Annotated in this window: 18 protein-coding genes; 12 read left to right on the forward strand and 6 right to left on the reverse strand. The window is 61.0% G+C overall.

Annotation, left to right across the window (positions count from 1 at the left end; translation table 11 throughout):
- Window positions 1-8: 8 nt before the first annotated feature.
- On the forward strand, window positions 9-1,403 hold the full coding sequence (locus MMW58_RS09325) for a glycoside hydrolase family 1 protein (protein ID WP_241723169.1): 1,395 nt from the start codon (window positions 9-11) through the stop codon (window positions 1,401-1,403).
- Between the two features lie 22 nt (window positions 1,404-1,425).
- On the opposite strand, the gene MMW58_RS09330 is transcribed toward MMW58_RS09325, so the two are convergent.
- A complete protein-coding gene (locus MMW58_RS09330; RefSeq protein ID WP_133599091.1) occupies window positions 1,426-2,160 on the reverse strand; it encodes a class I SAM-dependent methyltransferase in 735 nt (244 codons plus the stop codon).
- Window positions 2,161-2,285: 125 nt separating this feature from the next.
- Here MMW58_RS09330 and mdtQ point away from each other — a divergent pair, with 125 nt between their 5' ends.
- Entirely contained in the window at window positions 2,286-3,725 is a 1,440-nt protein-coding gene (gene mdtQ / locus MMW58_RS09335; protein ID WP_241723170.1) for a multidrug resistance outer membrane protein MdtQ, read from the forward strand.
- A 43-nt stretch (window positions 3,726-3,768) separates the two neighbouring features.
- Here the strand turns inward: mdtQ and MMW58_RS09340 are convergent, their stop codons facing one another.
- Window positions 3,769-4,338 carry a DedA family protein gene (locus MMW58_RS09340; RefSeq protein WP_159236711.1) on the reverse strand — a complete coding sequence of 190 codons (570 nt, stop codon included), beginning with the start codon at window positions 4,336-4,338 and terminating at the stop codon, window positions 3,769-3,771.
- Window positions 4,339-4,577: 239 nt separating this feature from the next.
- Between MMW58_RS09340 and MMW58_RS09345 the strand changes: the two genes are divergently transcribed.
- Window positions 4,578-5,165 carry a Yip1 family protein gene (locus tag MMW58_RS09345; RefSeq protein ID WP_045855849.1) on the forward strand — a complete coding sequence of 196 codons (588 nt, stop codon included), beginning with the start codon at window positions 4,578-4,580 and terminating at the stop codon, window positions 5,163-5,165.
- Between the two features lie 175 nt (window positions 5,166-5,340).
- Window positions 5,341-6,288: a D-alanyl-D-alanine endopeptidase gene (pbpG, locus tag MMW58_RS09350; RefSeq protein WP_095100767.1), complete on the forward strand. Its 948-nt coding sequence runs from the start codon at window positions 5,341-5,343 to the stop codon at window positions 6,286-6,288.
- A gap of 102 nt (window positions 6,289-6,390) precedes the next feature.
- Here the strand turns inward: pbpG and MMW58_RS09355 are convergent, their stop codons facing one another.
- The gene (locus tag MMW58_RS09355) at window positions 6,391-6,945 is read right to left on the reverse strand and encodes a GNAT family N-acetyltransferase (RefSeq protein ID WP_041146457.1); all 555 of its coding nucleotides are present in this window, start codon (window positions 6,943-6,945) and stop codon (window positions 6,391-6,393) included.
- A 160-nt stretch (window positions 6,946-7,105) separates the two neighbouring features.
- The gene (gene dld, locus MMW58_RS09360; protein WP_241723171.1) at window positions 7,106-8,842 is read right to left on the reverse strand and encodes a D-lactate dehydrogenase; all 1,737 of its coding nucleotides are present in this window, start codon (window positions 8,840-8,842) and stop codon (window positions 7,106-7,108) included.
- A 290-nt stretch (window positions 8,843-9,132) separates the two neighbouring features.
- On the opposite strand from dld, the gene bglX reads away from it, so the two are divergent.
- The 5 genes from bglX to MMW58_RS09385 all read left to right on the forward strand — a co-directional run bounded on the left by bglX (window position 9,133) and on the right by MMW58_RS09385 (window position 15,313).
- Entirely contained in the window at window positions 9,133-11,430 is a 2,298-nt protein-coding gene (gene bglX / locus MMW58_RS09365; RefSeq protein ID WP_241723172.1) for a beta-glucosidase BglX, read from the forward strand.
- A gap of 140 nt (window positions 11,431-11,570) precedes the next feature.
- Complete coding sequence (osmF, locus tag MMW58_RS09370; protein WP_123709315.1) at window positions 11,571-12,488, forward strand: glycine betaine ABC transporter substrate-binding protein OsmF; 918 nt, start codon at window positions 11,571-11,573, stop codon at window positions 12,486-12,488.
- Between the two features lie 6 nt (window positions 12,489-12,494).
- Entirely contained in the window at window positions 12,495-13,652 is a 1,158-nt protein-coding gene (locus MMW58_RS09375; RefSeq protein ID WP_241723173.1) for an ABC transporter permease, read from the forward strand.
- Window positions 13,645-14,592, forward strand: coding sequence for an ABC transporter ATP-binding protein (locus tag MMW58_RS09380; protein ID WP_045855838.1), 948 nt, complete (start codon window positions 13,645-13,647; stop codon window positions 14,590-14,592). The genes MMW58_RS09375 and MMW58_RS09380 overlap by 8 nt, the downstream gene beginning before the upstream one ends.
- Window positions 14,576-15,313 (forward strand): ABC transporter permease, encoded by a 738-nt coding sequence (locus MMW58_RS09385; protein WP_133599077.1) that lies wholly within the window; start codon window positions 14,576-14,578, stop codon window positions 15,311-15,313. The genes MMW58_RS09380 and MMW58_RS09385 overlap by 17 nt, the downstream gene beginning before the upstream one ends.
- Here MMW58_RS09385 and MMW58_RS09390 read toward each other — a convergent pair.
- Together MMW58_RS09390 and MMW58_RS09395 are read right to left on the reverse strand one after the other, a co-directional pair.
- Window positions 15,288-15,401, reverse strand: a complete 114-nt coding sequence (locus MMW58_RS09390; RefSeq protein ID WP_071844955.1) for a protein YohO — start codon at window positions 15,399-15,401, stop codon at window positions 15,288-15,290. The two genes, MMW58_RS09385 and MMW58_RS09390, sit on opposite strands and share 26 nt — an antisense overlap.
- A gap of 59 nt (window positions 15,402-15,460) precedes the next feature.
- Complete coding sequence (locus tag MMW58_RS09395) at window positions 15,461-16,192, reverse strand: MerR family transcriptional regulator (protein ID WP_133599075.1); 732 nt, start codon at window positions 16,190-16,192, stop codon at window positions 15,461-15,463.
- Between the two features lie 213 nt (window positions 16,193-16,405).
- On the opposite strand from MMW58_RS09395, the gene MMW58_RS09400 reads away from it, so the two are divergent.
- Genes MMW58_RS09400 through MMW58_RS09410 form a run of 3 tightly spaced genes read left to right on the forward strand, consistent with a single transcriptional unit; the run spans window position 16,406 to window position 19,331 of the window.
- Window positions 16,406-18,094 carry a sensor histidine kinase gene (locus MMW58_RS09400; RefSeq protein WP_133599073.1) on the forward strand — a complete coding sequence of 563 codons (1,689 nt, stop codon included), beginning with the start codon at window positions 16,406-16,408 and terminating at the stop codon, window positions 18,092-18,094.
- Window positions 18,088-18,807 carry a two-component system response regulator BtsR gene (gene btsR / locus MMW58_RS09405; RefSeq protein WP_095100785.1) on the forward strand — a complete coding sequence of 240 codons (720 nt, stop codon included), beginning with the start codon at window positions 18,088-18,090 and terminating at the stop codon, window positions 18,805-18,807. Before MMW58_RS09400 ends, btsR begins: the two co-directional genes overlap by 7 nt.
- A 53-nt stretch (window positions 18,808-18,860) precedes the next feature.
- On the forward strand, window positions 18,861-19,331 hold the full coding sequence (locus MMW58_RS09410) for a YehS family protein (protein ID WP_045855829.1): 471 nt from the start codon (window positions 18,861-18,863) through the stop codon (window positions 19,329-19,331).
- Window positions 19,332-19,343 lie beyond the last annotated feature (12 nt).

The following is a 19,343-nucleotide window of genomic DNA, read 5'->3' on the forward strand; positions in this document are numbered from 1 at the left end:
AGAGAGAGATGAAGACATTCCCAAAAACATTTTTATGGGGCGGCGCGACCGCGGCAAACCAGGTGGAAGGGGCGTATCTTGAAGAGGGGAAGGGGCTGTCGACGTCAGACGTTCAGCCGCACGGCGTATTTGGCGACGTGGTTGAACGCGTGGCCGGCGACAGCGGCATCAAGGATATCGCCATCGACTTCTACCACCGCTATCCGCAAGATATCAGCCTGTTCGCGGAGATGGGCTTTAACTGCCTGCGGGTGTCGATTGCCTGGACGCGCATTTTCCCCAACGGCGACGATAGCGAAGCGAACGAAGCCGGACTGGCTTTTTATGACCGGCTGTTTGATGAGCTGGCGCAGCACAACATCACCCCGCTGGTGACGCTGTCGCATTACGAAATGCCGTGGGCGCTGGTGAAAAACTACGGCGGCTGGGGCGGGCGCGAGGTCATCGGCTTCTTTGAGCGCTATGCGCGCACGGTGTTTGCCCGCTATCAGCATAAGGTCAAGCTGTGGCTCACCTTTAACGAAATCAACATGTCCCTGCATGCGCCGATGACCGGCGTCGGCCTGCCGGAGGGCAGCAGCAAGGCGGCGGTCTACCAGGCGATACATCATCAGCTGGTGGCAAGCGCGCTGGCGGTTAAGGCCTGCCATGAGATAGTCGAAGACGGGAAAATCGGCAATATGCTGCTCGGCGGCCTGATGTATCCGCTCAGCTGCCGTCCTGAAGATATCTTTGAGACCCTGCAGCAGAACCGCAGCTGGCAGTTCTTCGGCGACGTGCAGTGCCGTGGCGCCTATCCGGGCTATATGCTGCGCTATTTCCGCGAGCAGGATATCAGCCTTGAGATAACCGACGCCGACCGCGCGGCGCTGAAGGAGACCGTCGATTTTATCTCCTTTAGCTACTACATGACCGGCTGCGTGACCGCCGACGAGGAGCTGAATAAAAAGGCGCGCGGTAACATTCTCAGCATGGTGCCCAACCCGCACCTCGCGAGCTCGGAGTGGGGCTGGCAAATCGACCCGCTGGGCCTGCGCACGCTGCTTAACGTCCTGTGGGATCGCTATCAAAAGCCGCTGTTTATCGTGGAAAACGGCCTCGGCGCGAAGGACAAGGTTGAAGCGGACGGCAGCATCAACGATGACTACCGCATCGCCTACCTGAACGATCATCTGCTGCAGGCGCGGGAGGCTATCGACGACGGCGTCGAGCTGATGGGCTACACCAGCTGGGGGCCCATCGACCTGGTGAGCGCCTCGAAGGCCGAGCTCTCCAAGCGCTACGGTTTTATTTACGTCGATCGTGACGACGAGGGGAAAGGTACGCTGGCGCGCAGCAGGAAGAAGAGCTTTAGCTGGTATAAAGAGGTTATTGCCAGCAACGGCGCCAGCCTGAAAGAGTAAGCCGCTCCGGGCCGCCAGCCGGTTACGCCGGCTTACGCGCGCGCAGTAAAAAGATCATCGGCCGTTCTTTTTCTTCATCGAGGCCCGGCTGGGCGGCAATTTGCGCCGCCGTCGGGCCCCATTCGTCAAGATGTTCAATCACGAAGCCGGCGGCAACCAGCAGGTTTATCCAGCTGGCGAGCTTGCGGTGCTGTTTTTTTACCCCATCGGCAAACCAGTTGCTGATGCGCTCACCCTCCTGCTGATAGTGGCTGACCGGCCAGCTTTTTTGCCCCGCGGCATCTTCCTGCCAGCCCTGACGCAGCGGCGCGGTGTAGACCGGATGCTCGGCGGAAAAGAGCAGCGTGCCGCCGGGGGTTAACGCCTGATAAACGGTGGCGAACAGCGGGGCCACGTCCGGCAGATAGTGCAGGGCCAGCGAGCTGTAGACCAGCTCGCAGCCGTTGGCGGGCAGCGTCAGGGTCTGCAGATCGGCGCAGCGGTAGTCAATATCCTGACCCTCGCTCATTTCGCGCGCGCGTTCGAGCATGCGGCTGGAGATATCCAGCCCGCTCACCTGCGCCGCGCCCTGGTCGCGAGCCCAGCGGCAGAACCAGCCGTAGCCGCAGCCGAGATCGACCACCCGCAGGCCGGATAGCGGCGGCAACATCTGCTGAATGGCGGGCCACTCCGGCGCGCCGTCAAGGCCCTTTACCGAACGGTCGAGGGTCGCGTAGCCGGCGAAAAAGCGCGGATCATCGTAAATATTCTGGCTCATGTTCACTCCGTGAATTCATTTATTTATTTTTAACCATATGATTTGGCAAGCCACACGCTTTACTTAACGGCGCGAAGGCAATTAATTTATTATAACCGACCTTATTAAGTCATCTGACCTATCTCATGAACCTGAATCTGAGCAAACGCGTTATCGCCGGGCTGCCCCTGGTCATTGCGCTGGCCGGCTGCGCGCCGTCACACGATACCGGCACCGCGCCGCAGCAGCAGACCCCTGCCTCCCATGTGGCAACGGAGCTGCCTGCCAGCGTGAAAAACGGCTGGCCGCACGACAGCTGGTGGCAAGAGTACCGCGATCCGCAGCTGAACGGCCTGATTCAGCGCGCCTTAGCCAACGCGCCGGATATGCAGATTGCCGACCAGCGGATAAAGCTGGCGGAAGCCCAGGCGCGGATGTCGCAGGCCAACCTTGGCCCGGAGATGGACTTCTCCGCCAACGTTGAGCGGCAGAAAATGTCCTCGGAGGGGCTGATGGGGCCTTTCGCGACCGATACCGATGGCAACACCGGGCCGTGGTACACCAACGGCACTTTCGGCCTGACGGCGGGCTGGGATCTGGATCTGTGGGGGAAAAATCGCGCGCTGGTGAAGGCCCGCATCGGCGAAGTGAAGGCGCAGATAGCCGAGCAGGCGCAAACCCGGGAGCTGCTGGCAAGCAGCGTGGCGCGCCTCTACTGGCAGTGGCAGACCGAGGCGGCGGTGAAAAACGTACTGCAGCAGCTGAAGGATGAGCAGAACAATATCGTCAGCGTCGATCGCGCGCTGTACCAGCGTGGGATCACCAACTCGGTTGAGGGAGCGGAGAACGATATCAACGTCAGCAAAACCGATCAGCAGCTGGCCGATGTCACCGGCAGCATGAAGGAGATTGAGGCGCGTCTGATGGCCTTAACCAACGGCCAGAGCCGGGCGCTGAACCTCCGTCCGGCGCCTCTGCCCGCCGTCAGCACGCAGATGCCGACCGAGCTGGGCTACGAGCTGCTGGCGCGCCGCCCGGATCTGCAGGAGGCGCACTGGTATATCGAAGCCTCTTTAAGCGAGGTGGATGCGGCGAAAGCGGCGTTCTATCCGGATATTAACCTGATGGGCTTCCTGCAGCAGGATGCCCTGCACTTAAGCGATCTGTTCCGCCACTCGGCGCAGCAGATGGGGCTCTCAGCGGGCCTGACGCTGCCTGTCTTTGATAGCGGACGCCTGAACGCTAACCTGGATATCGTCAGCGCGCAGAACAATCTGTCGGTGGCAAAGTATAACAAAGCGGTCGTTGACGCGGTGAATCAGGTAGCGAAGGCGGCGAGCCAGGTAGAGACCCTGATGGAGAAAAATCAGCAGCAGCAGCAGGTCGAAAAAGACGCCGGGCGGATGGTGGATCTGGCGCAGGCGCGGATGAACGCCGGGATCCTGCCGGGTTCGAAAGTGAGTATGGCGAAGCTGCCGGCGCTCGAAGAGCGGATTTCCGCGCTGCGCCTGCACGGTCAGTGGCTGGACGCCAACATTCAGCTGACCTCCGCGCTGGGCGGCGGCTACCGCCAGGCCGCGAAGTAATCCCGTTTTCCCCGGCGACGACGACGTCGGCCGGGGTGCCCGTCTACTCTTTCCTTTGCGCCTCGCGGCGCTTCAGCCACCAGTGCGCGGCGAACACCAGCACAACCGCAAGGATCAGCCAGACTGCGTGCTTGAGATGACCGTCAAGATGATGCAGCCACGGGCCAATGGCTTCTCCCCCCAGATAGCCGAGGGTGGTAAACAGCAGCGCCCAGACGATCGCGCCGAGGATATTGAGCGGCAGAAAGACCTTCGGCGGCAGGCGGCTGGCGCCGATCAGCAGCGGGCCGATGATGCGAAAGCCGTACATAAAGCGCGTCCCGATGACGAACAGATAGGGGCGTCGCTGGATCATGCGCTGCGCTTTGCGGATCCGCGCCTGCTGGCGGGAAAAGCGCCGCAGCAGCCGGCCGCCAAAATGCCTGCCCAGCAGATACAGCAGCTGATCGCCAATCATTCCGCCAAGCGCCACGGAGACGACCACCAGCGGAAACTTCAACAGGCCCTGATGCGCCGCCACTCCGCCAAGGAGGGTGATAGTTTCGCCTTCCGCTATGCTGCCGATGACCAGCGCAGCGTAGCCATAATGGGAAATCAGGTTATTGATATCCATACAAAAAATTCTCCCTCCTCGCGGCATCTTTCCGGCAGCGCCGGCGCGCGGCCTGTGCCAGGCCCGGCCGCCACTCTTAACCGTCCTGAATGACGCGACGTTTTTACCCTAAAGCCTAAGCATACACCCTGGCGCTTAAAATGAGGTTAAGTGCCTTTTTATCGCTGTACGCAAAATAATCTCTCAGGGTGAATTATACTTGTATCACTGCTGTACGAAGCCGTGACAAGGGGGACGCTATGAACCATGTCTGGGGACTCTTCTCTCATCCGAATCAAGAGATGAGCGTTATCAAGAGCGAAAACGAAACGATTTCGCATCACTACACGCACCACGTGCTGATCATGGCGGCGGTTCCGGTTATCTGCGCGTTTATTGGTACCACGCAGCTGGGCTGGAACTTCGGCGATGGCACCGTGATAAAACCGTCGCTGTTCACCGGGCTGGCGCTCGCGGTGCTGTTTTATGCCGTGATGCTCGCCGGGGTGGCGGTGATGGGGCGGGTCATCTGGTGGATGGCGAGAAGCTATCCGCAGCGGCCCTCGCTAAAACGCTGCATGGTGTTTGCCGGCTACGTCGCGACGCCGCTGTTTTTAAGCGGGATCGTGGCGCTCTATCCGCTGGTGTGGCTGTGCGCGTTTGTCGGCACGGTGGCGCTGTTTTACACCGGCTACCTGCTCTATCTCGGGATCCCAACCTTCCTGAGTATCAATCGTGAAGAGGGGCTAAGCTTTGCCAGCTCCACCCTCGCAATCGGGGTGCTGGTGCTGGAAGTGCTGCTGGCGATAACCGTTATCCTGTGGGGCTACGGATACCGGCTGTTCTAACAACGTACATTGCCAGCATAAATGGATTTTTATGCTGGCAATGCAGCATTTGCTCACTATTCTTATTAGCCAGGCGCGGCCGTGGCGCGGTATGATTGCTCCCGCCAGCGTCGTTTTTGCTTCAGCGCCGCAGCGTACGTATCAACGTGCAAAAATACTTTTCAGAATGCTCACCATGCCGAAATTTCGAGTTTCTTTGCTCAGCCTGACTTTGCTGCTGGCTGTTCCTTTTGCGCCCCAGGCGATAGCAAAAACCCCCGCGACCGTTCACGCCATGCAGCCGGATATCGCTTCCGGTAGCGCGATGATTGTCGATCTTGCGAGTAAAAAAATTGTCTACCAGAGCCAGCCGGATCTGGTTCGCCCGATGGCCTCCATCACCAAAGTGATGACCGCCATGGTGGTCCTTGATGCCCATCTGCCGCTGGATGAGATGCTGAGCGTGGACATCAGCCATACCCCGGAAATGAAGGGGATCTATTCACGCGTGCGCCTGAACAGCCAAATCAGCCGCCGCAACATGCTGCTGCTGGCGCTGATGTCTTCAGAAAACCGCGCCGCCGCGAGCCTCGCCCACCATTATCCCGGCGGCTATGACGCCTTTATTCGCGCGATGAACGCCAAGGCGCAGGCGCTGGGCATGACCCATACCCGTTACGTCGAGCCGACCGGCCTGTCGATCCATAACGTCTCGACCGCGCGCGATCTGACTAAGCTGCTGATTGCGACCGAGCAGTATCCGCTGATTGGCCAGCTGAGCACCACCAAAGAGGATATGGCCACGTTCGCCCAGCCGGCCTACACGCTGCCGTTCCGCAACACCAACCACCTGGTGTATCGCGATAACTGGAATATTCAGCTGACCAAAACCGGCTTTACCAACGCCGCGGGCCACTGCCTGATCATGCGCACGGTGATTAATCAGCGCCCGGTGGCGCTGGTGGTGATGGATGCGTTCGGCAAATATACGCACTTTGCCGACGCCAGCCGCCTGCGGACGTGGATTGAGACCGGGAAGGTGATGCCGGTTCCGGCTTCGGCTCTGAGCTATAAAAAGCAGCGCGAAGCGCAGATGGCGGATGCGATGCTGAAAGGCGGCGCGCAGACCGCGCAGAACGATTAATCGGACGCCAGGCTTTGCCCAAAGCGCCGGCTCGGGGATTGCCCGTCCCGGCGCTTTTGCGCTCTCCCCGCAGGCGACGCCGCTGCGGGTTCTCGCCCACATCTACTCCGGGATCGTCAGATCGCCGTCGCCGAGCCGGCGCTGCATAATCAGCGTATCCCGCCAGTCGCCCATCTTGTAGCCCACGCTGCGCAGCTGCCCCGCCACGCTAAAGCCAAATTTTTTGTGGATCGCCAGCGAACCGGCGTTATTGTGTCCGTCGCCGATGATCGCCAGCATCTGCCGCCACGGCCCCTGCTCGCACTTCGCGATGAGCTGCGACAGCAGGGCGCTGCCGATGCCGCGTCCGCCCATGCCTGATTCGACGTAAATCGACTCTTCAAGGGTGTAGCGATAGGCCGGGCGAGGGCGGTAAAAGGTGGCGTAGCAGTAGCCGACGATGGACCCACGCCACAGCGCCACCAGCCACGGAAGGCCGTTGTCGCGTACGGTTTTAATCCGCTTGCGCATTTCGTCGACGGTGGGGGGAATATCTTCAAAGGAGGCGCGCCCGTTGAGGACGTGCCAGACGTACAGCGCGGCGATGGCGTGAGCATCATCGGGCAGGGCTTCGCGGATTTCTAATTCAGCGCTGTGTAACATATCCGCTTCGGACATGGTGGGGCTCCTTAAGCCAGGTTTACCGGGGACGCGTTTTCTTCGGCATGCAGCGTAATACATAACCCCGGTAGATGAATAGCCCCGGCAGGGATCGTTCTTCGGCCCGGCCGCACGCGGGCGAGGTCAGGCCGAAGAAGTTCGCGGTTAGCCTCTGCGCCTACGAGGCGCTGCCGTCGCTCTCCCGGCGCTCGCCCCAGTATTTTTGCTTGCTGGTTTTGCCGATCCCCGGGTTCATGCTGTTGGTCGGGTCGTTCTGGCGGTAGAACTGCTTTAAGCTCTCCGGCGCTTCGTAAAGATGCCCGACGTTGTGCTCGGCGGGATACTGCGCGCCGCGCGCTTTTAGCAGCACCAGCATTTTCTCCTTCAGCTCGTGGGCATCCACGCCTTTCTTAACGATGTAGTCCTGGTGGAAGACGTGGCACATAAAGTGACCGTAGTAGAGCTTATAGACCAGCTGGTCGTCGATTTCGGCCGGCAAATGCTCAAACCACTCGGTGTCGTTGCGGCGCAGGGCGATATCCAGCGCCAGAATATCCTCCACCTCGTCGGCGTGAACGGCCTGGTAGCGGATGGCGGCACCCGCCGCGGCGAAGCGGTGCAGGAACGCCTTGCTGCCTTCTTCCGCCGTGCAGACGAAGAAATCGCCCTCGGCCTGTTTAAAGTACTCCGTCAGCCACGCCTGGGCTTCCTCGACGCCGTCGCCCGCCATCTTCAGCAGCAGGTGATGCTCATATTTATCGCGCCAGGTTTTCATTCGCTCCGGCAGGTGCGCCGGGAAAACGTGACCGATCTTTTGCATGAAGCGGTCGGTGAAGTGCGGCTTAAACAGCGGCACCTTCTCCAGCATCGCGTCGGTGCGGCCCTTCATGGTGAAGAAGAACGGCATTTTGTCGGTGCCGAGCTTGTCGATCATCAGGAAGGTGTCCTTGCCGTAGCGCTCGGCGATATCGTAGATATCGCGGTGCATATATTCCCCGGCCACCGGCAGGTTGTTAAATTCAGCAAGAATATGGCGGCGGATTTCCGTTAGCACCGCCGGTTGGTTGGTGCCGATATAGAATACCTGCTGGCGCTTCTCCGCCGGGAAGGTGTCGAGGCGGGCGGCAAACACCGCCAGCTTGCCGGCGCAGCCCGAGGACTCAAACAGGCGGTCGGGGTCGGCGTTGTAGCGCGCCGGCGTGTCGGCGGTGACGTCGCGTACGCGGGTGACGTAATCATGATCGTGGGCGTGGCGGCCGTCGTGAAGGACGTCTTCATCTTTAATGCGCTCGTCGTCGAGGCTGCTGAGGATCTGCTCCGGGGTGGTGCCGAGGTCGATGCCCAGATGGTTAACGAGGCGCAGCTTGCCCTGCTCATCAATCTGCGCAAACAGCGACATCTCGGTATAGGCCGGGCCGCGCTGAACCAGCGAGCCGCCGGAGTTATTGCAGATGCCGCCGATGACCGATGCGCCGATGCAGGAGGAGCCAATCACCGAGTGCGGCTCGCGGCCAAACGGCTTCAGCGCCTTCTCCAGCGAATAGAGCGTGGTGCCCGGGAAGGCCAGCACCTGCTCGCCTTTACCCAGCAGATGCAGCTTGTCGAGGCGCAGGGTGCTGATAATCACGATCTCGCGATCGTAATCGTTGCCGTTGGGGGTGGAGCCTTCGGTGAGGCCGGTATTCGCCGCCTGCATGAGAATAATTTTATCGGCCTCCACGCAGGCGCTCAGCACCCGCCAGAGTTCCAGCAGCGTTCCGGGAAAGACCACGGCCAGCGCGTCGCCGTGGCCGGAGCGGAACCCTTTGCGATAGCGTTGGGTTTTGGCCGGATCGGTTAGCAGGTGCGAGGAGCCAACCAGCCGCGCCAGCTCTGTCAGAAATGCGTTGTTTTGTGATGTTGCTGCAGATGACATGATCCACTCCTTGTGGTGGGACAAAAAATTCTGCACTAAGAATAGCGCTTTGTATGACAATTTGGTGCAAGAATGTTGCGAAAAATCAGAGCAGAAGCCGAGCTTTCTACAGGCGTCTCGCCTATGTTTATGGCAAACTGCGGTTTTTATTATACTTGTCGCCTTACCCGCTGCGCGCCGCCGGCCTCGCCCTTTACGGGCCGGCGTCGGAACGACGAGCGCCGCAGTTCGAAATTGATAAAGTATAGGTTTCGCCAAAATCCTCGCTACTGGAAGAAAGAGAGATAACCATGAAATGGCTCTGTACTGTAGGCCTCGCCGTTAGCCTGGCGCTGCAACCCGCGCTGGCGGATGAACTGTTCGGCAACCATCCTTTGACTCCGCAGGCGCGGGATGCCTTCGTCAGCGAACTGCTGAAGAAGATGACGGTGGATGAAAAAATAGGCCAGCTGCGGCTGATTAGCGTCGGGCCGGATAACCCAAAAGAGGCGATCCGCGAGATGATCAAAGAGAGCCAGGTCGGGGCTATCTTTAACACCGTGACCCGCTCGGATATCCGCGTGATGCAGGACCAGGTAATGCAGCTCAGCCGGCTGAAAATTCCGCTGTTCTTCGCCTACGACGTGCTTCACGGTCAGCGCACCGTCTTCCCGATTAGCCTCGGCCTGGCCTCCTCCTTTAACCTCGACGCGGTGAATACCGTCGGGCGCATTTCGGCCTATGAGGCCGCCGACGATGGCCTCAACATGACCTGGGCGCCGATGGTGGATGTTTCCCGCGATCCGCGCTGGGGACGCGCCTCCGAGGGCTTTGGCGAAGATACCTATTTAACCACCATGATGGGCAAGGCGATGGTTGAGTCGATGCAGGGCAAGAGCCCGGCGGACCGCTACTCGGTGATGACCAGCGTGAAGCACTTCGCCGCCTACGGCGCGGTGGAGGGCGGTAAAGAGTACAACACCGTCGATATGAGCCCGCAGCGCCTGTTCAACGACTATATGCCGCCGTACAAAGCGGGGCTGGATGCCGGCAGCGGCGCGGTCATGGTGGCGCTTAACTCGCTCAACGGCACCCCGGCCACCTCCGACGCGTGGCTGCTCAAAGAGGTGCTGCGCGACGACTGGGGCTTTAAGGGCATTACCGTTTCCGACCACGGGGCGATCAAAGAGCTTATCAAGCACGGCGTTGCCTCCGACCCGGAGGACGCGGTGCGCGTGGCGCTGAAGTCCGGCATCAATATGAGCATGAGCGACGAGTACTACAGCAAATACCTACCGGATCTGGTGAAGTCCGGCAAGGTGACGATGGCGGAGCTGGACGACGCGACGCGCCACGTGCTCAACGTCAAATACGACATGGGTCTGTTCAACGATCCGTATAGCCACCTGGGGCCGAAGGAGTCAGACCCGCAGGACACCAACGCCGAAAGCCGCCTGCATCGTAAAGAGGCCCGGGAAGTGGCGCGTGAAAGCCTGGTACTGCTGAAAAACCGTCTCGAGACGCTGCCGCTGAAAAAATCGGGCACCGTGGCGGTTATCGGGCCGCTGGCCGACAGCAAGCGCGACATGATGGGCAGCTGGTCGGCGGCAGGCGTTGCCGATCAGTCGGTTACCGTGCTCACCGGGATTAAAACGGCGCTCGGCGATCGGGGCAAGGTGCTATACGCCCGCGGCGCCAACGTGACTGACGATAAAGGCATCGTTGATTTCCTCAACCTGTATGAGAAAGCGGTGCAGGTCGACCCGCGCACGCCGCAGGCGATGATCGACGAGGCGGTCGCCGCCGCGAAGCAGTCCGACGTGGTTGTCGCGGTTGTCGGCGAAGCGCAGGGGATGGCGCACGAGGCCTCCAGCCGCACCGATATCACGCTGCCCCAGAGCCAGCGCGATTTAATCAGCGCCCTCAAAGCCACCGGTAAACCGCTGGTTCTGGTGCTGATGAACGGTCGCCCGCTGGCGCTGGTCAAAGAGGATCAGCAGGCTGACGCGATGCTGGAGACCTGGTTTGCCGGCACCGAAGGCGGCAACGCCATTGCCGACGTGCTGTTCGGCGACGCCAATCCGTCCGGCAAGCTGCCGATGTCGTTCCCGCGCTCGGTCGGGCAGATCCCGGTCTACTACAGCCACCTCAATACCGGTCGTCCTTACAACGCCGACAAGCCGAATAAGTACACCTCGCGCTACTTCGACGAGGCCAACGGCCCGCTCTATCCGTTCGGCTACGGCCTGAGCTACACCACCTTCAGCGTCTCTGACGTCAAAATGTCGGCACCGACCATGCAGGCCGACGGCAGCGTGACCGCCAGCGTGCAGGTAACCAATACCGGCAAGCGCGAAGGGGCCACGGTTATCCAGCTGTACCTGCAGGACGTGACCGCCTCGATGAGCCGTCCGGTGAAAATGCTGCGCGGCTTCAAGCGCGTGACCCTCAAGCCGGGCGAGACGCAAACTGTCAGCTTCCCGATTGAGGTCGACGCCCTGAAGTTCTGGAACCAGAAAATGAAATACGCCGCCGAGCAGGGCAAATTCAACGTCTTTATTGGCGTCGATTCCGCTCGCGTGAAGCAGGGTGAGTTTGAATTGCTCTAGTTCGGGCCGGCGCGATGCGCCGACGTTGCTCCTCTATCAGGCCGGGTAACCGGCCTTTTCTTTTCCTTTCATCGCGCATTTGCGCTACGCTTTTCTCTTAAGCTTCTGTAAATGGGGCGCAAATTAAAGAGGGAAGCGGGATGAGGATTGCAAGCAAATGGTCGGGCGCGCTGGCGCTGGCAGCCCTGGTGAGCCTGCCGCTGCAGGCGGCTGAGCCGGTTAAAGTAGGCTCAAAAATTGATACCGAAGGGGCGCTGCTGGGCAATATTATTTTGCAGGTTCTTGAGAGCCACGGCGTAAAAACGGTGAATAAAATTCAGCTTGGCACCACGCCGGTGGTGCGCGGCGCCATTACCGCGGGCGAATTAGATATTTATCCTGAGTACACCGGCAACGGGGCCTTCTTCTTTAAGCAGGAGAACGACCCGGCGTGGAAAAACGCGCAGCAGGGTTATGAGAAGGTCAAAACCCTGGACGCCGAGAAGAATAAGCTCATCTGGCTAACGCCCGCACCGGCCAATAACACCTGGACCATCGCCGTGCGTCAGGATGTGGCGCAAAAAAATCATCTCACTTCGCTGGCCGACCTGAGCGGCTATCTGCAAAAGGGCGGCGAATTCAAGCTGGCGGCCTCCGCTGAGTTTATCGAACGCCCGGATGCGCTCCCGGCCTTTGAAAAGGCCTACGATTTCAAGCTTAATCAAAGCCAGCTGCTGTCGCTGGCCGGCGGCGACACGGCGGTGACCATCAAGGCGGCGGCGCAGCAGACCTCCGGCGTCAACGCGGCGATGGCCTATGGGACCGACGGGCCGGTGGCCGCGCTCGGGCTGCAAACGCTGAGCGACCCGAAAGGCGTGCAGCCGATCTACGCCCCGGCGCCGGTGGTGCGCGAAGCGGTGCTGAAGGCCTATCCGCAGATGGCGCAGTGGCTGCAGCCGGTCTTCGCCAGCCTTGACGAAAAAACGCTGCAGCAGCTTAACGCCAGCATTGCGGTGGAAGGGCTGGATGCGAAGAAAGTTGCCGCAGACTATCTGCAGCAAAAAGGGCTGTTGAAGTAGGTTTTGGTGGCTATTCGTTGCTATAACCGCGTTTCGCTGCTGCTGGCGCTTTTACTGCTGATGATGGTGGCGCTGCCGTTTGTTAACTATGCGCCGAACCGGCTGCTCTCCGGCGAGGCGCGCTGGCTGTGGCAGAGCTGGCCGTGGCTGGCCGCCGCGCAGCTGGGCATGGCGGCTACGGTCCTGCTGCTTTGCGCGCTCCCGGGCCGCTTACCGCTGCTGTTAACCTTTCTGATAGCCGATGCGCTGCTGCCGCTGCTGTGGTACGGCGGCGGGCAGGCGGCGCTGCAGCTGGCGCAAAGCGGGTCGTCGCTGGCGCGCACGTCGCCGGGCAGCGGGCTGTGGCTGTCGCTGGCGCTGTGCCTGCTGCTGGCCAGCGATGTGATACGGCGCCTGACGGTACGCACCCTGTGGCGCTGGTTGCTCAATGCGCAAATCTGGCTGATTCCCTGCATCCTGCTGGCGACGGGGAGGCTTGACTCGCTCTCGCTGCTAAAAGAGTACGCCAACCGCCAGGATATCTTTGACGATGCCCTGCGCCAGCACGTGCTCCTGCTGCTCGGCACGCTGCTGCCCGCTCTGCTCATCGGCGTACCGATGGGCGTGTGGGTCTGGCGGCAGCCGCGCTGGCAGGCGTCGGTGTTTACCTGCCTCAACGTCATTCAAACTATCCCTTCGGTGGCGCTCTTTGGCCTGCTGATCGCGCCGCTTGCCGGCCTGACGCGCCGCTTTCCCGCGCTGGCTGAGGCCGGCATCTCCGGCACCGGAACGGCGCCCGCCCTGATTGCGCTGGTGCTCTACGCGCTGCTGCCGCTGGTGCGCGGCGTGGTCACCGGCCTGCAGCAGGTGCCGCGCGAAGCGCTGGAAAGCGCGGCGGCGATGGGCATGAGCGCTTTCCAGCGCTTCTGGCAGGTACAGCTGCCGCTGGCGCTGCCGATACTGCTGCGCAGCCTGCGGGTGGTGAGCGTGCAAACCGTCGGTATGGCGGTGGTGGCGGCGCTGATCGGCGCCGGGGGATTTGGCGCCCTGGTCTTCCAGGGCCTGCTCAGCAGCGCGCTGGACCTGGTGCTGCTCGGGGTGATCCCGACGATTGCGCTGGCGGTGGTGGTGGATGCGCTTTTTGCGCTGTGGGGCGCGTTGCTAAAAGGAGAGGCCGGTGATTGAATTTGACGGCGTAAGCAAATCGTTTGCCGGGCAGCCGGCGGTGAAAAACCTCAACCTGCACCTGCGGGAAGGGGCATTCTCGGTGCTGATCGGCACCTCGGGCTCGGGCAAGTCGACGACGCTGAAGATGATCAACCGGCTGGTCGAGCACGACAGCGGCACCATCCGCTTCGCCGGCCAGGATATCCGCGAGCAGCCGGTGCTGGCGCTGCGCCGGCGGATGGGCTACGCCATCCAGTCGATAGGCCTGTTTCCCCACTGGACGGTGGCGCAGAATATCGCCACCGTCCCGCAGCTGCAGAAGTGGCCGCGCCAAAAAGTGGCGGCGCGGGTTGATGAGCTGATGGCGCTGCTGGGGCTGGAGGCCACGCTGCGGGCGCGCTATCCGCACCAGCTTTCCGGCGGCCAGCAGCAGCGGGTTGGCGTGGCGCGGGCGCTGGCGGCCAATCCGGAGGTGCTGCTGATGGACGAACCCTTCGGCGCGCTCGATCCGGTGACCCGCGAGGCGCTACAGCAGGAGATGATCCGCATTCACCGGCTGCTGGGGCGCACCATCGTGCTGGTCACCCACGATATTGACGAGGCGCTGCGGCTGGCGGATCACCTGGTGCTGATGGACGGCGGGGAAGTGGTGCAGCAGGGGGAGCCGCTGCAGATGCTGCTGCAGCCGAAGAACGACTTTGTTGAGACCTTTTTTGGCCGCAGCGAGCTCGGCGTGCGCCTGCTGTCGCTGCGCGGCGTCGGCGACTATCTGCGTCGCGATGAACGTCTCGCCGGAGATACCCTCAACGTGGCGATGACGCTGCGCGAAGCGCTGTCGCTGTTCGTGGCCCACCGCCGCGAGGTGCTGCCGGTGGTGGATGAACGGGGAGCCGCGTGCGGGACGCTGCACTTCGCCGACCTGCTGCGCGAGGGGGGTCGGCATGAAGGTTCTGCGTGATCCGCTGCTGTGGCTGCTGGCGCTGTTTATCGCCATTCTGCTGGCGCTTCCCTACAGCGCGCCGCTGTTTAGCGCCCTGTTTCCGGAGCTGCCGCGCCCGGTCTATCAGCAGCAGAGCTTTCTTGCCCTGACCCTCGCCCACTGCTGGCTGGTGGCGCTCTCCAGCCTCGCGGCAACGCTTATCGGCGTAGGGGCGGGGATTGCGGTAACCCGCCCCGCGGGCCGCGAATTTCGCCCGCTGGTGGAGACTATCGCCGCCATGGGGCAGACCTTTCCGCCGGTGGCGGTGCTGGCGATTGCGGTTCCGGTGCTGGGGTTTGGCTGGGAACCGGCGCTGATCGCGCTGGCGCTGTACGGCATTCTGCCGGTGCTGCAGGGCACGCTGGCGGGGCTGAGCGCGGTGCCCTCGGGGGCGCTTGAGGTAGCGCAGGGTATGGGGATGACCGGCTGGCAGCGGCTGGTAAAAGTCGAGCTGCCGCTGGCGGCGCCGGTGATGCTGGCCGGTATTCGCACTTCGACGATCGTCAATATGGGGACGGCGACGATTGCCTCAACCGTCGGGGCCAATACGCTCGGCACGCCGATCGTCATTGGCCTGAGCGGGTTTAATACCGCCTATGTTCTGCAGGGGGCGCTGCTGGTGGCGCTGGCGGCGATCGTGGTTGACCGCGGGTTTGAGCGGCTGAATCAGCGAATCAGCCGACACCGCCGCGAACGATAAAGGAGTAACCGGCAAGCATAACGCCGCTGATCCCGCCGATAGCCATAAATAAGAACAGGGTAATAACCGCAATTTTTGCTGGCTTCATAATAGGCTCCTGATGTTAACGGGGCGATTATACGGTGAAGCGCAGGTGTTAATGAAACATTAATTGCTATTTAGCCAGATAACGCGCCCCTGCTGCTGCCACTCCAGCAGCTGTTCCTGCTCGGCGGGAGCGGGCGTTTCGCCGCACCACACCAGCAGGGTGCTCTCGGGGAACAGCTCCGGGCGAATCTGCGTCAGCGAGTGGGCGACGACGTCGACCCGCCAGCCCTGTTCGCTGGCTACCCAGCCTTCGAGCCACAGCCGGGTAATGTCGCCGCTGTTCCAGCCCACCACCAGCGCGTGGCTGCCGGGGCGCTTCCAGGCGCTGGCGAGGCTTTGCGCAATATGGTTGATGAGGATCCCGTCGAGAATGCCGCGCAGCGCGATGAGCGTCGGCTGGGGGCTGAGCAGGCGGTGGCGTAAAGGAATGAAGAGGTGGTTGACCAGGGTGTGCGCGGAGTAGCTGTGGCTGCGCTCTTTTATCCACGACCGCAGGCGATGGTAGCTGCCGTCGTGGAGCAGCGTCAGCACGATCTCCTGCTGTTCGCGCCAGCCGCCTTCCTCCTGCGGGTCGCTGTCGGCGAGCAGCGTTTTGACTTTTCCTACCTGAACGCCGGAGTCAATCCAGCGCTTAATTTCGCGGATGCGGTCAATTTCCTGCTCGTTGAACAGGCGGTGGCCGCCGTCGGTACGCTGAGGTTTAAGCAGTCCGTAGCGCCGCTGCCAGGCGCGAAGCGTTACCGGATTAACATCGCAAAGCTGGGCTACTTCGCCAATCGTATAAAGCGTCATCTCTTCCCCTCCCGCAGAATTCTCCTCCCTATAACTGTAGAAGCTGTTTGTGAAAGGGGAAATATTTGCTTATTTTTTGTGCTGCCAAAAGAGAGCGAGGCGCTAAGAAGTGTGATCTCGGCCATGAATGTTCATTTTCTTGTAGCGCTTCAAAGAAAGATTTTCCCCGGCGGTGTATGTTACGCGCTTTCAGGTGATGTGTGGTCTGCGGGTATGTACGAGTTCGATCTGGTGTTGCTGCTGCTTCAGCAGATGTGCGTCTTTTTAGTCATCGCGTGGCTGATGAGCAAGACGCGGCTGTTCATCCCCCTGATGCAGGTTACCGTCCGTCTGCCGCACAAGCTGCTGTGCTACGTCACCTTCTCCATTTTTTGCATTCTCGGGACCTATTTCGGTCTGCATATCGAAGACTCTATCGCCAATACCCGGGCCATCGGCGCGGTGATGGGCGGCCTGCTCGGCGGGCCGGTGGTCGGTGGCCTCGTCGGGCTGACCGGCGGGCTGCACCGCTACTCGCTTGGCGGCATGACCGCGCTAAGCTGCATGGTTTCCACCATTGTTGAAGGGCTGCTTGGCGGGCTGGTGCACAGCATCCTCGTCAAGCGCGGGCGGCCGGATAAGGTCTTTAGCCCGCTGACCGCCGGGGCGATCACCTTCTTTGCCGAACTGGTGCAGATGATGATTATCCTGCTGATCGCGCGCCCGTTTCAGGACGCCCTCCATCTGGTGCAGAGCATTGCCGCGCCGATGATGGTCACCAACACCGTTGGCGCCGCGCTGTTTATGCGTATCCTGCTCGACAAGCGGGCGATGTTTGAAAAATACACCTCGGCGTTTTCCGCCACCGCGCTGAAGGTCGCGGCCTCGACGGAGGGGATCCTGCGCCAGGGGTTTAACGAAGAGAACAGCATGCGGGTGGCGCAGGTGCTTATCCAGGAGCTGGATATCGGCGCGGTGGCGATAACCGATCGCGACCGGCTGCTGGCCTTCACCGGCATCGGCGACGATCATCATCTGCCCGGCAAGCCAATCTCCTCCCTCTACACCCAAAAGGCGATCGACAGCGGGGAGGTGGTGTATGCCGACGGCAACGAGGTTCCCTATAGCTGCTCAATCCACCCGCACTGCAAGCTTGGCTCGACGCTGGTGATCCCGCTGCGCGGCGAGAACCAGCGGGTGATTGGCACCATCAAGCTGTACGAGGCCAAAAACCGGCTGTTCAGCTCAATCAACCGCACGCTGGGCGAGGGGATTGCCCAGCTGCTGTCGGCGCAAATTCTTGCCGGGCAGTATGAGCGACAGAAGGCGCTGCTCACCCAGTCGGAAATTAAGCTGCTGCATGCCCAGGTTAACCCGCATTTTCTGTTCAACGCCCTCAATACCCTGAAGGCGGTGATCCGCCGCGACAGCGACCAGGCCGGCCAGCTGGTGCAGTACCTGTCGACCTTCTTTCGCAAAAACCTGAAGCGGCCGTCGGAGATTGTCACCCTGGCGGATGAGATTGAGCATGTGAACGCCTACCTGCAGATTGAAAAGGCGCGTTTCCAGGCCAATCTACAGATTCAGATGCTGGTGCCCGAGGCGCTGGCGCATCACCAGCTGCCGGCGTTTACGCTGCAGCCGATCGTTGAAAACGCCATTAAGCACGGCACCTCGCAGCACCTTGGGGTGGGTGAGATTATCATTCGCGCCAGCCAGGATGAGCGCTGGCTGCAGCTGGATATCGAAGATAACGCCGGGCTGTATCAGGCCAATCCGGACGCCAGCGGACTCGGCATGAGCCTGGTGGACCGGCGGCTGCGGGCGCGATTTGGCGCCGAGTGTGGAATTACCGTGACCTGTGAAGCCGAGCGCTTTACCCGCGTTACGCTGCGACTGCCCGTGGAGGAGAGCGCGTGTTAAAAGTACTGATAGTTGATGATGAGCCGCTGGCGCGTGAAAACCTGCGGATCCTGCTGGAAGCGCAGAGCGATATCGAGGTCGTGGGAGAGTGCGGTAACGCCGTTGAGGCGATCGGCGCGGTGCACAAGCTGCGCCCGGACGTGCTGTTCCTCGATATCCAGATGCCGCGCATCAGCGGGCTGGAGATGGTCGGCATGCTCGACCCGGAGCATCGGCCCTATATCGTGTTCCTGACCGCCTTCGACGAATATGCGGTTAAGGCGTTCGAGGAGCACGCGTTTGACTATCTGCTCAAGCCGATTGAGGCCGCGAGGCTGGATAAAACCCTCGCGCGCCTGCGCCAGGAGCGGAGCCTGCAGGATATCTCGCTGCTCGACGGCGCTCAGCAGGCGCTGAAATATATCCCCTGCAGCGGCCATAGCCGGATCTGGCTGCTGCAGATGGAGGACGTGGCGTTTGTCAGCAGCCGGATGAGCGGTATTTACGTTACCGACAGCGAAGGGAAGGAGGGCTTCACCGAGCTGACCCTGCGCACCCTCGAGAGCCGAACGCCGCTGCTGCGCTGCCACCGTCAGTATCTGGTCAATATGGCCCACCTGAAGGAGATCCGTCTCGAGGAGAACGGCCAGGCCGAGCTGCTGATGCGCGCCGGGCATACGGTGCCGGTCAGCCGCCGCTACTTAAAAAGCCTGAAAGAGGCGATTGGTCTGTAAAACGGCAGAATCGTGGTAGACTTAGCGCCAGTATTTTTCATCATGAAGGCATTATGATCAGCAACGATATCCTACGTAGCCTGCGCTACACCTTGAAAACCAATAATGATGGCCTGGTGCGTATTTTCGCGCTCGGCGATTCCGTCGTCAGCGCAGAGCAGCTGGTACCGTGGCTGAAAAAAGAGGATGAGGATGGCTTCCAGCGCTGCCCGGATATCCTCCTGTCGATCTTCCTGAACGGTCTGATTTACGATAAACGCGGTAAAGATGAGTCCGCGCCGCCGCTGGCGGTTGAGCGTCGGGTAAATAACAATATTGTGCTGAAAAAGCTGCGTATCGCCTTCTCCCTGAAGACCGACGATATTCTCGCCATTCTGACCCAGCAGCAGTTCCGCGTCTCGATGCCGGAAATTACCGCCATGATGCGCGCGCCGGAGCATAAAAACTTCCGCGAGTGCGGCGATCAGTTCCTGCGCTATTTCCTGCGTGGCCTGACCGAGCGCGTTCACGCCGCTAAAGCCTGAGTTGTAGCCTCA

It is taken from the genome of Klebsiella sp. HC6, assembly GCF_022605325.1.
Classification (GTDB): domain Bacteria; phylum Pseudomonadota; class Gammaproteobacteria; order Enterobacterales; family Enterobacteriaceae; genus Klebsiella; species Klebsiella terrigena.